Annotated in this window: 1 protein-coding gene; it reads left to right on the forward strand. The window is 39.5% G+C overall.

The window, feature by feature from the left end:
• Positions 1-88: 88 nt before the first annotated feature.
• Positions 89-597: tyrosine-type recombinase/integrase (locus P20652_RS17355; RefSeq protein ID WP_033017044.1), on the forward strand; the 509-nt coding region annotated here is incomplete at its 3' end.

A 597-nucleotide genomic window follows, 5' to 3' on the forward strand; every position in this document is an offset into this window, starting at 1 on the left:
TTGTTGAACTAAGCCGCTACGCGGAGATCCTATTCTGACCATTTGAGCCACACTTACCTTGGGGTTATCCCATATTTGGAGGTAAGTCATGAATACACTCATTGAACAAGTCAAAGCTGAAATAGCCTACCGTGGTTATTCACAAAGTACCTGTAAAAGTTACTGCGAGCATTTACTTAAACTCAGCCATTATTTTAATAAACCACTCGATTTAATTACTGATGATGAGCTGAATATCTTTTTTAAAGATCCCGCCATTCGCAAGCTCTCCAGAGCAAGTCAAAAAATACAAATAAACAGCATTTGGTTTTTGTTTAAGAATATTTTACACCGCCCACTGAACTTAGACATAGCCTTGCCTAAAGCAAAACCTCGGGCACCTACTTATTTATCGCGTGATGATATTCGACGACTTATAGAAAGTTGCACGGATATGCGCTTAAAAACATTGATAGTGGTGTGTTATGGATGTGGTTTGCGTATTGGCGAACTGCTGCGCATCAAAGTGCAAGACATCGATGGACAGCGTAAAACCATTTTAATTGAACATGGTAAAGGAGATAAGTCACGCTATGTTGTTGTATCAGATAGCGTGCT

The organism is Pseudoalteromonas sp. BSi20652, assembly GCF_000239855.1.
Lineage (GTDB): Bacteria > Pseudomonadota > Gammaproteobacteria > Enterobacterales > Alteromonadaceae > Pseudoalteromonas.